This is a genomic window from Lysinibacillus sp. FSL M8-0216 (assembly GCF_038595555.1).
GTDB lineage: Bacteria > Bacillota > Bacilli > Bacillales_A > Planococcaceae > Lysinibacillus > Lysinibacillus fusiformis.
In genome coordinates this window covers 3,964,054-3,978,327 of the sequence record NZ_CP152007.1, presented here as the reverse complement: position 1 = coordinate 3,978,327, position 14,274 = coordinate 3,964,054, and the positions used below count along the sequence as shown (strand labels likewise).

Sequence of the window (14,274 nt, the reverse complement as noted above, 5' to 3'; positions counted from 1 at the left end):
TTGATGTGCTTGTTATTCGCACTCAATGCCTTTCATTTTTCTAGTAAGCTTTTGAATGAATCCACCACATAGTTTACAATCGTTGTAGCTAGCATTGTCATCGTTCAACGATGAAGAGATAATTGAAACAGGAGGTGCCATCCATGATTGTTCAATTTTTTAGTCGAGCTAATTGTCCATTATGTGTAGAGGGCTTACATACATTAAAGCTTGTACAGGAAGATGTAGCGTTCGATATTGAAATAGTTAATATTGAAGAGGATGATCTCATACACGAAAAATATATGTTAATGATACCTGTAGTAGAAAAGGATGGGGTCGTTATCCAATACGGTAATCTGGATTATGCTACATTGATGGAGTACTTGGGCAGTTAAGTTCTATGTCTTTAAAAAGATAATAACGGCGTAAATCGCTCTATTGTTAGTTGTCATTCATACAATTCACAAATTGTTCAATGAAAGCGGTTTGAATTTGAACAGTTTGTGAAGACCTTCACATTAGTCTTTTATTTTATAAAAATCGGAGTAGAATAGGTATCAAGTAAGACGTTGTTATAAAACAGATAATGAAAAGTATCACAAATTCTAGTGGTTGTTATATTACAAAAGCGATGTGAAGGGAGATTTTACAATGTGGGTTATTACAGTATTTGAAAAAAAGGACGTTCGTATTTTTGAATTTACAAATAAAAATGAAGCAACAAAAGCTTTAGAAGGATTTAAGAAAAACGCAATTTTATCTTTCACAAAATAAGCAAACCAAAGTCCCGTAGCTAATGACAAAGCTATGGGGCTTTTTTTTAATCCAAAACTATACAATTACTTGCACTTTCCAAATATGCGTATTATAATAAAATCATAAGTGGGACACAAAATAATATAGTGGGACTTAATTGAACCCACCTTTATTAACAAGGGAGTAGATAAATATGTTCACTATTCCAGAGGCACAGCAAAGGCTACTTCCTGAAATGTATCCGCTTCTGCAATCTAGATATCGTATTTTGCAAGCCGTTCAACTTATGCAACCTATCGGGCGTCGAACACTCGCAGATTCATTGAAAATGACAGAGAGAGAAATTCGTAAAGAAACTGACATTTTACGTGAACAAGGGTTATTAGATTCGCAAAAGTCGGGTATGGTATGTACAGATGATGGTGAAGAAGTCATTGAAAAACTGAGAGCCATCGTTTATGAATGGTCTGGTTTAACCCAGCTTGCAAAATTGCTTGAACATCATTTTGGTATACAACATGTTGTTGTTGTACCAGGTGACTATAGTGAAGACAATACAATCCTAACCTTGCTTGGCAAGGAAGCAGCATTGCAATTTATGTCTACTGCTTTTGATGAACAAGTTGTAGCGGTCACTGGTGGAAAATCAGTTGCCTCTCTAGCTCAATTTTTACATCCATTAGAGGGACAAAAAGATATTACCTTTGTTGCCGCACGCGGAGGAATTGGTCATGAAATGCAAATGCAAGCGAATACGCTTGTTGCAACATTTGCCATGCAGATGGAGGAACAATACCGTACATTATTTTTACCTGAGCATTTAAGTGAGCAAGCATATCAAGCAATGCTAACAGAGCCTATGGTAACTGAAATGATGGCGTATTATGATCGAGCAGATTGCGTGATCCATGGCATTGGATCGGCAGAGGAAATGGCGATTCGACGTAATTCATCTTCTGAGGATTTGCGAATTCTTGAGGAGAAGGGCGCGGTAAGTGAGGCATTTGGTTATTACTTTAATGCCGATGGTGAAATCGTACATCGTATCCGCACGATTGGTATTCAGCTTGAACAGGTAAAAAATAGCCAGCAAGTTATTGCCGTGGCAGCAGGAAAACAAAAGGTCAATGCGATGCTTTCTTATTTTAAAGTAGCGCCAAAGCAAACGATTTTTATTACAGATGAAGCAGCCGCAAAAGCCATTGCCGCTACTTTATCTACTGACAGCCATTTTGATTGATGGGTGTGAGCATTACCATGTCACTCGATCTCAAAAAATGTTGAAGCATTTTTTGAATGAGCATAAAAGCAATTTAACGTCTCTATTTCAATGGAGGCAGACATTACACATTATTGGAGGAATTAACAATGGTATTAAAATTAGCAATTAATGGATTTGGACGTATTGGACGTTTAGTATTTCGTGAGGCAATGAAGCAAAATGAATTTGAAGTAGTAGCTGTAAACGACTTAACAGACGCAGGTCAGCTTGCACACTTATTGAAATATGATTCAGTCCACGGTATCTATGATGCTGAAGTCAATGCAGATGAAGATTCTTTCGTAGTAAATGGTCAACGTATAAAAGTATATGCTGAAAAAGATCCTTCACAATTACCATGGGGTGAATTAGGAGTAGACGTAGTTCTTGAATGTACTGGTCATTTCCGTTCAGTGGAAGAAGTAGGGAAGCATATTGAAGCAGGAGCTAAAAAAGCAATCCTTTCTGCACCAGCAAAAGGAGATATGCCTACATTTGTGATGGGTGTTAACCATACAGACTATAACCCAGCAACAGATGATGTTATCTCAAATGCTTCTTGTACAACAAACTGTCTTGCGCCTGTAGCGAAAGTACTTGATGAGAAATTTGGCATTGAACGCGGTATGATGACAACAATCCACTCTTACACAAACGATCAACGAATCTTAGACTTCCCACACTCTGACCCACGTCGTGCACGTGCAGGAGCGGTATCTATGATTCCAACAACAACGGGGGCAGCGGTAGCCGTTTCTAAAGTATTACCACAATTAAAAGGTAAATTAGATGGCTTCTCTATGCGTGTACCAACACCTAACGTATCATGTGTAGACTTAGTTGTAGAATTAAAAGCAGATGTAACGAAAGAAGCAATTAATGCGGTATTAAAAGAAGCATCTGAAAATGAATTAAAAGGCATTTTAGACTACAACGAACTACCATTAGTTTCTATTGATTATAACGGTAACCACCATTCTTCTACTGTTGATGGTCTTTCAACAATGGTATTAGAAAACAAAATGGTGAAGGTTCTAGCTTGGTACGATAACGAAATTGGTTACTCTACTCGCTTAATGGACTTAGCTTTATACATTGCTGAACAAGGGTTAAACAATAAATAAGTATCATATTTCAACATTTTGAGTAAAAAGTGTGACATAATACTGCTTTTTATGCACAAAAAGTATAGCCTTTATAATATCGAATAGATATAATATACAAGGGTAATGGGAGTAAGGGTTAACCCTTACTCCCTTTTTGTCTAAATTCAGCAGGAAATACCCACCTCTATAGGTAATGAGATGAATACACAAATGGCTCTCTTTAATGGAGTGGGTGTCCAAACACCGACTACATCAAGATAATAGCCTAGCGGATGTCACAGATTTTGTTGGGACTCCAACACTAATGCGTAATTCATATATGGTGTTTGCAAGACATAAAAGGGTACTTTTGCTACTATAAAAACAAGTATTAGGGTTCATTATCAAAAGTTGGAGAATCATATGCACATTAGATGGTGACCCCGAAAAAGTACCAAGATGACTTTTCGATTTAGGAAGCATGGTGTGGAGCCAAGATGGGTAAAACACAATGATGTAAGACTAAAACAGCTTTGAAGGGAGTTTCTTCATGTTAAATAAGAAGACAATGAAAGATATTGATGTAAAAGGTAAACGCGTTTTTGTACGTATTGATTTTAATGTTCCAATGGCGGATGGGGCCATATCAGATGAAACACGTATTCGAGCAGCTATTCCAACAATTGAATACTTAGTAGAGCAAGGTGCAAAAGTCATTTTAGCTTCTCATTTAGGTCGTCCAAAAGGTGAAGTAAAAGAGGACATGCGTCTAACAGCAGTTGGTATCCGCTTAGCGGACCTAATGAGCAAACCAGTTACGAAGCTAGATGAATCTATTGGGCAAGCAGTGGAAGAAGCTGTTGCGAGCATGCAGGATGGAGACATTTTACTTCTTGAAAACGTTCGTTTCCATGCAGGCGAAGAAAAAAATGATCCAGCTTTAGCACAGCAATTTGCTCAGCTAGCAGATATTTATGTCAATGATGCTTTCGGTGCAGCTCACCGTGCACATGCTTCTACAGAAGGAATCGCCAAGCACATTCCTGCAGTATCAGGTTTCCTTATGCAAACGGAATTAGATGTACTTGGTAAAGCGCTATCGAATCCTGAACATCCATTTACAGCGATTATCGGTGGTGCCAAAGTTAAAGATAAAATTGGTGTAATTGAAAGTTTATTAGAAAAAGTAGACCACTTAATTATTGGTGGTGGATTATCATTCACGTTCATTAAGGCACAAGGCTACGATATTGGGAAATCTTTATTAGAAGAAGATAAAATTGAGCTAGCAAAATCATTTATTGAAAAGGCAAAAGCAAAAGGCGTGCAATTACATATGCCAATTGATGCGGTAGTGGCTAATGAATTTTCACAAGATGCGGAAACAAAAGTTGTGGATGTTGATGCTATTCCTGCCGATTGGATGGGGCTAGACATTGGGCCAAAAACAGCAGCTCACTATGCAGAGGTCATTAAAAATTCTAAATTGATTATTTGGAACGGACCAATGGGTGTCTTTGAAATGGATAAATTTGCGAATGGTACAAAAACAGTGGCTGATGCAATGGCAACTACATCCGGTTATACAGTAATCGGTGGTGGTGACTCTGCAGCGGCAGTTGAAAAGTTTGAAGTAGCTACTAAAATGGATCACATTTCTACAGGTGGCGGTGCTTCACTTGAGTTAATGGAAGGTAAAGAGCTTCCAGGAATTGTTGCACTAAACGATAAATAAGCCAAATAAAAAATCGGAGGCAAGACGATGCGTAAACCAATTATTGCAGGTAACTGGAAAATGTTTAAGACATTTGAAGAAGCTATACAATTTGTAGATGCCGTACAGGATAAACTTCCTTCTAATGAGAAAGTAGATGCTGTAATTTGCGCACCAGCACTTTACCTACCTACACTTGTGCAAGTTGCTAGTGAATCAGAGCTAGCTATTGGTGCCCAAACGATGCACTATGAAAATGAAGGTGCCTTTACTGGTGAAATTAGTCCTGCACAGCTAGCAAATGTGGACGTGGACTATGTTATATTAGGACACTCAGAACGTCGCGAGTACTACAATGAAACAGATGAGGCTATTAATAAAAAAGTAGCAGCAGCACTTGCACATAATATTGTACCGATTATTTGCTGTGGTGAAACGCTAGAGGAACGAGAAGCGGGAACGACAGAGCAAAAGGTTGCGGGCCAAATTAAAGCGGCACTTGCTGGATTCGAAGCGCAGCAAGTAGAGCATATGGTCATTGCCTATGAACCAATTTGGGCAATCGGTACAGGTAAAACGGCTACAGCCGATGATGCCAATCAAGTTTGCGGAGCGATTCGTTCGGTCGTTGAGGAATTATTTGATGCTGAAACGGCCAATGCAGTTCGCATCCAATACGGTGGCAGCGTTAAGCCTGACAACGTTCATGAGCTTTTATCAAAAGAGCATATTGATGGAGCATTAGTAGGTGGAGCAAGCTTACAACCAGAATCTTATTTAACATTATTGGAGGCGGCAGCAAATGCCTAAAAAGCCAGTAGCTTTAATTATTTTAGATGGCTTTGCATTTCGTGATGAAACATTCGGAAATGCAGTAGCACAGGCTAAAAAGCCAAATTTTGATCGATATTGGAGCCAATTCCCACACGCTACATTAACAGCATCTGGAGAAGCCGTTGGGCTACCAGAAGGACAAATGGGTAATTCCGAGGTGGGTCACTTAAACATTGGTGCTGGTCGTATTGTTTATCAAAGCTTAACACGATTAAATAAATCGATACGTGAAGGAGACTTCTTTACAAATCAAGCATTTTTAGATGCGGTGGCACATGTGAAAGCTCATAATTCTAAATTGCATATTATGGGGCTGTTATCAGATGGTGGTGTTCATAGTCATTATGAGCATATGTTTGCTCTATTAAAGCTTGCAAAGCAGCAAGATGTAACGGACGTTTTCGTTCATGGCTTCTTAGATGGTCGAGATGTTGGACCTACAACAGCTTTAGACTATATTGAAGAAACTGAAAAACAAATGACTGAAATGGGAGTAGGTCAATTTGCATCTATTCACGGTCGTTACTATGCAATGGACCGCGATAAACGATGGGATCGTGTCGCGCTTACTTATAATGTACTGGTAGATGGCGTTGGTCAAACAGCGGAAAGTGCAAAAAGTGGTGTAGCAGCATCGTATGAGCGTGAAGTGACAGATGAATTTGTCATCCCATTTAGCATTCAAGAGCATGGAGAGCCAGTGGCAACGATTGGTGATAACGATGCAGTCATTTTCTTTAACTTCCGTCCGGACCGTGCTATACAGTTGTCAAAAGTATTCACAAATGAAGGCTTTGATGGTTTTGCAGTATCTGCCAAGCATCCAAAAAACTTGAAATTTGTATCCTTTACTCATTATAGTGATGAAGTTAATGCACAGGTTGCTTATGAAAATGACAACCTGAAAAATACAATCGGTGAAGTGTTAGCGATGAATGGTAAAACACAGCTACGCATTGCCGAAACCGAAAAATATCCACATGTTACTTTCTTTATGAGCGGTGGACGTGAGGAGAAATTCTTAGGTGAAGAACGTTTATTAATCGCATCCCCAAAGGTTGCCACATACGATTTAAAACCTGAAATGTCTGCTTATGAGGTGACAGAAGCCTTACTTGCAGAAATTGAGGCTGAAAAATTTGATGGTATTCTTCTTAACTTTGCCAACCCTGATATGGTAGGTCATAGTGGAATGCTTGAACCAACAATTAAGGCCATTGAAGTAGTGGATGAATGCTTAGGGAAAGTAGTAGATGCGCTTCTTGCAAAAGGTGGTGCAGCTATTATTACAGCTGACCATGGGAACTCTGATGAAGTGGTAACACTAGCTGGGGAGCCTATGACAGCTCATACAACAAATCCTGTTCCAGTAATTGTGACAAAACCAAATGTTGTTTTACGAAATGGTGGTATTTTAGCCGATTTGGCTCCAACCATGTTAGAATTATTACAGGTGTCACAGCCTACTGAAATGACAGGTCAATCATTAATTGAAAAAGAGGAGAATTAATTATGCCATTTATTACACAAGTTTATGCTCGCGAAGTTTTAGATTCACGTGGGAACCCAACAGTAGAGGTTGAAGTATTTACAGAGTCAGGCGCTTTCGGACGCTCAATCGTACCATCAGGTGCATCAACAGGTGAATACGAAGCTGTAGAATTACGCGATGGTGACAACTCTCGTTACCTAGGCAAAGGTGTATTAAAAGCAGTTGAAAATGTTAACACAATTATTGCACAAGAATTAGAAGGTAACTATTCTGTTCTTGACCAAGTTGTCATTGACAAAGCTTTAATAGAGCTTGATGGCACAGAAAATAAAGGCAAGCTAGGTGCTAACGCAATTCTAGGTGTATCCATGGCAGTTGCACATGCTGCGGCAGATTATTTAGATGTACCTCTTTATCAATATCTTGGTGGGTTTAATTCTAAACAATTACCAGTACCAATGATGAACATTTTAAATGGTGGAGCACACGCAGATAACAATGTAGACATTCAAGAATTTATGGTTATGCCTGTCGGTGCAGAATCTTTCCGTCATGCACTACGTATTGGTGCTGAAATTTTCCACCACTTAAAGGCAGTACTAAAAGCTAAAGGCTATAATACAGCAGTAGGTGACGAGGGTGGTTTCGCACCAAACCTTGGCTCCAACGAAGAAGCAATTACAGTCATTTTAGAAGCAATTGAAAAAGCAGGCTACAAACCAGGTGAAGAAGTGAAGCTTGCAATGGATGTAGCTTCATCAGAGCTTTTCAATAAAGAAGATGGTAAATACCACTTAGATGGTGAAGGTGTTGTTAAAACTTCAGAAGAGATGGTTGATTGGTACGAAGAGTTAACAAACAAATACCCAATCATTTCAATTGAAGACGGTTTAGATGAAAATGACTGGGCTGGACACAAGCTATTAACTGAACGTATTGGTAGTCGTGTTCAATTAGTAGGTGATGATTTATTTGTAACAAATACAAAAAAATTATCTGCAGGTATTGAGCAAGGAGTTGGAAATTCAATCCTTATCAAAGTGAACCAAATCGGTACATTAACAGAAACATTTGAAGCGATCGAAATGGCGAAACGTGCAGGCTACACAGCAGTTATCTCTCACCGTTCTGGTGAATCAGAGGATGCAACAATTGCTGATATCGCCGTAGCAACAAATGCAGGCCAAATTAAAACGGGTGCGCCATCACGTACAGACCGCGTAGCTAAATACAACCAACTTCTTCGCATCGAAGATCAACTTGGTTCAACGGCTGAGTACCTTGGTTTAAAATCATTCTATAACTTAAAATAAGCGACTAATACGTATTTCGTCCCAAAAGTTAAACATACTTTTGGGGCGATTTTTTATGGATGTTGTCATGAAAAATGAACAAAGCATCCATCGTTTAAAATGATTATAATAATATATATGGAAGAAAGTTATGAAAGGGAAAATACTATGGAGAAAAATATGGAAGTATTTGCTGGAACAGATCGTCTTCTATTAAGAAAATTTCAGACGGATGATATTGAAAGTTTTTACACATATCGGGCTGATCCTGAAATTGCTAAATATCAATCGTGGGAGAATTATCAATATCACGAAGCAAAAACGTTCGTGCATCACCAAATAAATCATGTTCCTAATCAGCCAGGGACATGGTACCAATTCGCCATTGCTTTGAAGGAAACGAATGAGCTTATTGGAGATTGCGCACTTCACACGCCTTTAAGTGAACCACGCATTGTAGAAATTGGATTTACCCTTTCTCCGGAACATCAGGGGAAGGGATATGCAAAGGAAGCGGTTTGCGCGTTAATAAATTATCTTTTCCATTCATTAAAGAAACATAAAGTCATTGCCTTTACGGATGTGAGAAATAACAATTCTATTGCCGTACTTGAGCGTATAGGGATGAGACGCGAAGGTCATTTCTTACAAAACTATATGTCCAAGGGACAATGGGTGGATGAATATCAATATTCTATTTTAGCGTCTGAATGGGAGAGCAGTAAATTTGACTGTAAGCTTCAGACGAAAGGAGAGCAGCGTGACAATGAACATTCTTGAAACAGAACGACTAATATTGCGCTTACAAACAACGGATGATGCGCCATTTATTCTTGAGCTAGTGAATGATCCCTCGTGGATACAATTTATCGGTGACCGCGGTGTGAAGACCGTAGAGGAGGCGGCTCGTTATATAGAAAATGGTGCAATACGGATGTATGAGCAATTCGGATTTTGCCTATATGTAGTGGAAAAAACGGAAGATCAAACCCCGATAGGAATATGCGGTTTCGTCAAAAGAGATAATTTAGAGGATGTAGATATTGGTTTCGCGTTTCTCCCTGATTATTGGGGAAAGGGATATGCCTATGAAGCAGCATCAGCCGTTTTAGCCTATGGTCTAGAGACACTAGGATTTAATCGAATTGTGGCTATTACTACCCAAGATAATCATGCGTCAGCTAAGTTACTCGAAAGAATAGGCTTGCAGTTTGAAAAGGTCATCCAATTTTCCAATGATTCTGAGGAACTTAGACTGTTCTCATTAGATGATGAAAGTTAATGAATATAAAAAGGTCAGTCTGAAGTGTTAGCTCACTACAGACTGACTCTCCATTTGCTATTACATTACTGCTGTGCCCAGTATTTATCCATATTCTGGTCTAAATAAACCCAGCCCTTCCAGCCAATATGAATCGTATCCATTATAAAATAAGGGTCGTACTCATGGTCTGTAAAATCAACATAGTCGACATTGGCATCCTTTAATAGTTGTGCCATCTTCTCATAATATTGTTGTCGTCGTTCTTTAGAATAGCCATTATAATCATACCAATAGCCGTTAACGGGAATAGAGACGAATAATGGCTTAGCACCAGCATCCTTTAACACATCCATAACTAGCTGAAAATCCTTGTACTCAGGAGATTCCGTATAATCTTCATGCTTTCGCATATTCTTAAACTTTGAAAAATTAGCGTTAACCAGTCGCTTGTAAGCTCTATTTTCAATCATATATTCATTGGAGACACGTTTCTCCCCATAGGCTTCAGCATGCTGTATTTGCTGTTCAAAGCTTTGGTCCGCAACGAGCTTATCATTATTTTTTAATGAATGCCCCTTGCGAGGGAATAGCGAATAGTAGAGATCCTTTTTTTCTAGTAATTCCTTGTGAAAGCGGCCCGCTATCATAGCCATACGTCCTGTAACAGGATGTTTTTTGCCATTAGACATTTGATATTGATACATCGTTTTTAAGAGACGATCTCGCTCAACGGTATCAAATTCTAGCAGGCGCTCCATAGCCTGTTTACGGAGATGAGCATCCATGTCACGATTAAACGCTAAGTCATAGGCATGTAACATAGAATAATTCGGTGAAAAATGGAATTCACCCATACCTTTTTCCGTAAACCATTGGGGTGAAATAATAAAAACTAATTTTTTGCCCTCTAAATTTTTCTCTTGCGCAGCAAAGTTTAAGAAATGCGTAATGGACTGCATCCCACCACGACCAATCATAAATGTCGTATACGGGGCATCTGTTGCTCGAGCATAATTATAAGGGTGAAACGGGTCAAATCGATTTAATTCAGAGGAACCGTATAAAGGCATGGAAGTAGGCTCCTGTAACATTCGCTCCTGTAAATACGTGCCTTGAAAGACGAGTGGAGACATATTTGTTTTGGCTTGCTCCACATCATCTTCTGATATCCATGCTTTGATCCAAGAATTTGGAAAGAAGACAAAGCCGGAAAACAGGGCTAAGGCAATAAATAGTGATAGAAAGCCTTTTTTTATCATTGTCTTTCAGCTAACTTCCCTGCAATACGATTCGGCGTGTTCCATTCTTCACGATTAAAATCAGTAATAGGTACAGAAATATTAAAACGGTTCTCAATTTCTACCAATAAATTAATGGTACCAAAGGAATCAAGAAGACCTTCCTCGAATAGATCGATATCTGGGTTTTCTACAATAATTTCATCTTCACATAACTCCACTAGCATTTCTAAAACTTGTTGTTTTTCCATTAATAATTCTCCTTTATTGAACAGGCTTTATTTGTAGAAAGCCTTTAGTTAAAATAATTTCCCTGAAAAGATATAGAAGCCAAAACATACGGCATTGAACGTGATAAATACACCAATGGCATGCGTCCATTTATTTTTTGGCCAAAGCTTATGCTTTTTATTCCAGCGTTCGAATTTATCGAAGCTAATAATTAATAAGGCATGATAGAGACCATAAACGACAAAATGCCATTCGAGGCCATGCCAAATGCCCATTAAAAAGAATAATAAAAAGAACCCTATATATGAAATGGCGAATTTATTTTTCAGCCATTTTTTCTTCGTCATCCAAAGAACAAAGCGCATATAAACATAATCTCTGAACCAGAAGGAAAGACTCATATGCCAACGATTCCAAAAGTCTTTAATATTGCGACTGGCAAATGGACGGTTAAAGTTAATAGGTGTTTGAATGCCCATTATTCGGCTTACACCTACTGCGAATGCACTATAGCCTGCAAAATCAAAGAATAAGTAAAAGCTATACATATACATATACGCTAACTGTCCTTGGAAAGGTGTCAAATAGTTATACGTATGGTTTGGCAAATAAATAAGTGTGTAGTTGTAGATTAAATAAGCCAATATAAATTTATATAAAAAGCCCACAAAGATATAGTTAATGCCACTTAGTAACAGCTTTTGATAGTCTTCCGAAGAGGGAACCGAATGAAAATCCTTCGTAAAACGGCGCCAACGATCGATAGGACCCGACGATACTGTAGGAAAGAACAGTAAAAAATAGGCCAGTTCGACGATAGAGACTTTTTCCTTCATTAAGCCGTCGCGTGTTTCTAAAATCATTTGCACTGCTTTAAATGTAATGTAGGACACACCAAGGAAGCCGAATAAATGATGCAGACCAAGGATAGGCAAAATCTTCACTAGCACAAGCGGCAAAATCGACAGGAGCACAGCCATGACAAAAACGGGTCCATTATTTTGCTGCAGTCGATAGCGTTGATAAGCCGTAATAAGCACTATTTGAAAGACCGTAAACAATATTAACGAAATTGATCCGTTCAAGGAGTGTCCAAAGATAAGAGCTAAAACAATCAACGATACCAATAAATTATAATGCTTCGCAGACTTGCCACGTAAACCTAATAAAATAGTAGGTAGCAATAATAGTCCAATAATGAGAAAGAATGCTATATTTCCATAAGGCGTCATACTGTTTCCATAACCGCCAATCCTTTACGATCGACTTTACCATTTGGATTTAGCGGTAAAGCATCCATATATTTAAACGTTCTAGGTATCATATAGGCTGGTAAATACTCCGATAATAGGGTCTTCAACTGCTTAGTCATTTTAAAAGCAGAGTCCGCTAAAGGCTCACGCAAAACGATATGAGCATTTAGAGAAACAATTTCATTATCTTTATGGACAGGAACAACTACACAGCTTGAAACAGGTGGCAGGTTACTAATTTGTTTCTCAATCTCCTCGATCTCTAAGCGATAACCATGTAATTTTACTTGGAAATCCTTGCGACCTAAAAAGAACAAATACCCATCTTGCTCATAGCCCATATCTCCTGTTTGATAGATGCGATGACCAGCTATGGTTGGAAAGGCTTTAGCTGTTAACTCGGGTGCTCCTAAATAGCCTGCACTGACAGTTGGCCCCGAAATAACAATTTCTCCATCATCTAATAAAGAAACGTTTCCCTCAGAAATAGGAGCAATCGGTAATTGCTCAAATTGTTCTATTAATGCTTCAGTTACTTTTACATAGGATACAGCGACAGTCGTTTCCGTAGGTCCGTATAAATTATAAATAGTGGCCTGTGGAAAACGTTGCATGAGCTCTTTAATGACAGGTATTGGTAAAACCTCACCGCAGAATAAAAAGGTATCTAATGCAGGCATGAGCCTTTGCTCCCATTCCTTGTTCATTAAGCACATCTTGGCAAAGGAAGGGGTAGACGTCCAAACACGAGTGTTGGACAACGCTAATGAGTCAAATAAAGCTCGCGGGTTGGCGATTTCTTGTTGTGTAATTGCATAAAGTGTATGCCCTCCTACAAGAGCTGGATAGAGATCCATGACGGATAAGTCAAAAGAATAGGGAGCTTGATTTAAAAATACGCCTGATTCCTGTATGGGAAAATTATCCTGCATCCAAGTAACGAAATGAGCTAAATTATTGGCAGTTATTTGGACGCCCTTTGGCTGCCCAGTTGAGCCAGAAGTGTAAATGATATAATGAATGTCCTCCTGCTGCACCCAGCTTGTTGCTGCTGGACTGTCTTGGAGGGAGGATGAGTCTAACACTTCACTCACTGCTACTACAGGTATGTTTGTTAGCATCTGTAATGGTTCTGTCGTGAATACTAGACAAGCTTTCGATGCCTCCAAAATTAACTGTAATCTTTCAGACGGTGTTGACGAGTCAACGGGTACATATGGGTGTCCCGCCTTTACTGCGCCCAAAAAGGCAGCAATCTGTAAAGGGGACATATGTCCATAAACGACAATGGGCTGCTGTCTCTGCAAATGATGTGCCATGATATAATCGGCTATACAATCCGAATAATGCCAAAGCTCACCATATGTTAAGGAGGCATTGTGGGTTTGATAAGCAGTTTTTTGTGGCTGTTGGATGGCCACACGTTCGATAGCTGCTAAAATACTTAACATCAGTAAAACTCCTTTATTTAAAATTCCGTATATATAAATGGTCCAGCGTTCATATCATGAAAGCCATGTATAAGAAACAACAGCACCAAAACGATCAAATAAAATAACGTGAATCCGATAAAGCGTAGATACTCATTATTTTTGATGGATTCCATTTGTCCACCTCCAATGAAAAAAAGTATAGGATTAAACTTTCAAAAAATACTAATTTACTAGTTAAAAATCCTTACCTTATGTTTTTAACACTGATTTGACGGAATGTGGAGAAAAATGTTGCTGGATTAAGGTGAATTCATTAAATCATAAGATTAATTTAAGGTAAATTTAAGGTTCTGGGGGAATGTACAAGAATTACAAACTGTTGGATGGCTATTTTTATGTAAAAAGGGCACGAACATAAGGGAATAATCTCAACTTATGT

At 38.7% G+C, this 14,274-nt stretch carries 15 protein-coding genes; 10 read left to right on the top strand and 5 right to left on the bottom strand.

Going from position 1 to position 14,274, the window contains the following annotated elements:
- Positions 1 to 143 precede the first annotated feature (143 nt).
- From MKX57_RS19765 to MKX57_RS19720, 10 genes are all read left to right on the top strand, one after another.
- Positions 144 to 377, top strand: a complete 234-nt coding sequence (locus tag MKX57_RS19765; RefSeq protein WP_008173221.1) for a glutaredoxin family protein — start codon at positions 144 to 146, stop codon at positions 375 to 377.
- A gap of 256 nt (positions 378 to 633) precedes the next feature.
- Positions 634 to 756, top strand: a complete 123-nt coding sequence (locus tag MKX57_RS19760) for a hypothetical protein (RefSeq protein WP_255250346.1) — start codon at positions 634 to 636, stop codon at positions 754 to 756.
- Between the two features lie 175 nt (positions 757 to 931).
- Entirely contained in the window at positions 932 to 1,978 is a 1,047-nt protein-coding gene (locus MKX57_RS19755; protein ID WP_089986249.1) for a sugar-binding domain-containing protein, read from the top strand.
- Positions 1,979 to 2,106: 128 nt separating this feature from the next.
- Positions 2,107 to 3,123, top strand: coding sequence for a type I glyceraldehyde-3-phosphate dehydrogenase (gene gap, locus MKX57_RS19750; RefSeq protein ID WP_342550548.1), 1,017 nt, complete (start codon positions 2,107 to 2,109; stop codon positions 3,121 to 3,123).
- A 511-nt stretch (positions 3,124 to 3,634) separates the two neighbouring features.
- Positions 3,635 to 4,819: a phosphoglycerate kinase gene (locus MKX57_RS19745; RefSeq protein ID WP_342550547.1), complete on the top strand. Its 1,185-nt coding sequence runs from the start codon at positions 3,635 to 3,637 to the stop codon at positions 4,817 to 4,819.
- 27 nt (positions 4,820 to 4,846) lie between these two features.
- Positions 4,847 to 5,608, top strand: coding sequence for a triose-phosphate isomerase (tpiA, locus tag MKX57_RS19740; RefSeq protein ID WP_008173216.1), 762 nt, complete (start codon positions 4,847 to 4,849; stop codon positions 5,606 to 5,608).
- Positions 5,601 to 7,142, top strand: a complete 1,542-nt coding sequence (gpmI, locus tag MKX57_RS19735) for a 2,3-bisphosphoglycerate-independent phosphoglycerate mutase (protein ID WP_090003056.1) — start codon at positions 5,601 to 5,603, stop codon at positions 7,140 to 7,142. The genes tpiA and gpmI overlap by 8 nt, the downstream gene beginning before the upstream one ends.
- 2 nt (positions 7,143 to 7,144) lie before the next feature.
- Positions 7,145 to 8,437, top strand: a complete 1,293-nt coding sequence (gene eno / locus MKX57_RS19730; RefSeq protein ID WP_069482559.1) for a phosphopyruvate hydratase — start codon at positions 7,145 to 7,147, stop codon at positions 8,435 to 8,437.
- A 147-nt stretch (positions 8,438 to 8,584) separates the two neighbouring features.
- Positions 8,585 to 9,196: a GNAT family protein gene (locus MKX57_RS19725; RefSeq protein WP_089986245.1), complete on the top strand. Its 612-nt coding sequence runs from the start codon at positions 8,585 to 8,587 to the stop codon at positions 9,194 to 9,196.
- Complete coding sequence (locus MKX57_RS19720) at positions 9,183 to 9,698, top strand: GNAT family N-acetyltransferase (protein WP_008173208.1); 516 nt, start codon at positions 9,183 to 9,185, stop codon at positions 9,696 to 9,698. The genes MKX57_RS19725 and MKX57_RS19720 overlap by 14 nt, the downstream gene beginning before the upstream one ends.
- Before the next feature lie 65 nt (positions 9,699 to 9,763).
- On the opposite strand, the gene dltD is transcribed toward MKX57_RS19720, so the two are convergent.
- The 5 genes from dltD to MKX57_RS19695 are packed head-to-tail and all read right to left on the bottom strand — an operon-like array spanning position 9,764 to position 14,008.
- Positions 9,764 to 10,939, bottom strand: coding sequence for a D-alanyl-lipoteichoic acid biosynthesis protein DltD (gene dltD, locus MKX57_RS19715; protein ID WP_089986244.1), 1,176 nt, complete (start codon positions 10,937 to 10,939; stop codon positions 9,764 to 9,766).
- Positions 10,936 to 11,169, bottom strand: coding sequence for a D-alanine--poly(phosphoribitol) ligase subunit 2 (dltC, locus tag MKX57_RS19710; RefSeq protein WP_008173205.1), 234 nt, complete (start codon positions 11,167 to 11,169; stop codon positions 10,936 to 10,938). Before dltC ends, dltD begins: the two co-directional genes overlap by 4 nt.
- Positions 11,170 to 11,217: 48 nt before the next feature.
- Entirely contained in the window at positions 11,218 to 12,381 is a 1,164-nt protein-coding gene (gene dltB, locus MKX57_RS19705) for a D-alanyl-lipoteichoic acid biosynthesis protein DltB (RefSeq protein WP_036221103.1), read from the bottom strand.
- Positions 12,378 to 13,853 carry a D-alanine--poly(phosphoribitol) ligase subunit DltA gene (dltA, locus tag MKX57_RS19700; protein ID WP_089986243.1) on the bottom strand — a complete coding sequence of 492 codons (1,476 nt, stop codon included), beginning with the start codon at positions 13,851 to 13,853 and terminating at the stop codon, positions 12,378 to 12,380. The genes dltB and dltA overlap by 4 nt, the downstream gene beginning before the upstream one ends.
- A 17-nt stretch (positions 13,854 to 13,870) precedes the next feature.
- Positions 13,871 to 14,008, bottom strand: a complete 138-nt coding sequence (locus MKX57_RS19695) for a teichoic acid D-Ala incorporation-associated protein DltX (RefSeq protein WP_025116578.1) — start codon at positions 14,006 to 14,008, stop codon at positions 13,871 to 13,873.
- Positions 14,009 to 14,274: the final 266 nt, after the last annotated feature.